Source organism: Xenorhabdus sp. IM139775 (assembly GCF_028598745.1).
Taxonomy (GTDB): domain Bacteria; phylum Pseudomonadota; class Gammaproteobacteria; order Enterobacterales; family Enterobacteriaceae; genus Xenorhabdus.
On record NZ_JAQRFK010000244.1, the window covers coordinates 1 to 580 of the forward strand.

The 580-nt window shown below is 36.4% G+C and carries 1 protein-coding gene; it reads left to right on the forward strand.

What is annotated here, in order from left to right:
* Positions 1-320: 320 nt before the first annotated feature.
* Positions 321-580, forward strand: a 260-nt coding sequence (locus tag PSI17_RS17260; RefSeq protein ID WP_273553120.1) for a pyridoxal-phosphate dependent enzyme, incomplete at its 3' end; no start/stop codon positions are given.

The window sequence follows — 580 nt, forward strand, 5'->3', positions numbered from 1 at the left end:
CAGGATGTACCACTAGAATATGTTGAATTTTAAAAATGCCATAATTATGACTGCCATCCCAGAATTAGCCATAACATTGTAATTATACTGTCTTTTCTTTACTAAAATACCTAATAACATTAATAAGATACGTCACCTAGCGCAGCAGGGCGAGAGCATGAAAGACTAATTTTTGAACGAATCGTGCAAATAAAATACTAATTCATACTTTAACAAGACCAGATTGAGTGATCTTTATTCTAATTGTGATTGCGTAGCATACATTTCAAGCTCAAAAAACGTTCACGCTCTCGCCCTGCCTAGCGCAGGAGTCTCAAGTCATGAAATTTATTCCTGATTATCATCATATCTCTGAAGCCCATTCTCGTATTAAACCCTATATCAATAAAACACCGGTATTCACCTCAACAACGGTCAATGAAATTTTCGATGCCCAAGTCTATTTTAAATGTGAAAATTATCAAAAAATGGGGGCATTCAAATTCCGTGGAGCCATAAATGCCCTATGCCAGTTTAGTGATGAACAGAAAAAAACAGGAGTGATTGCTTTTTCATCAGGAAATCATGCGCAAGCCATTGC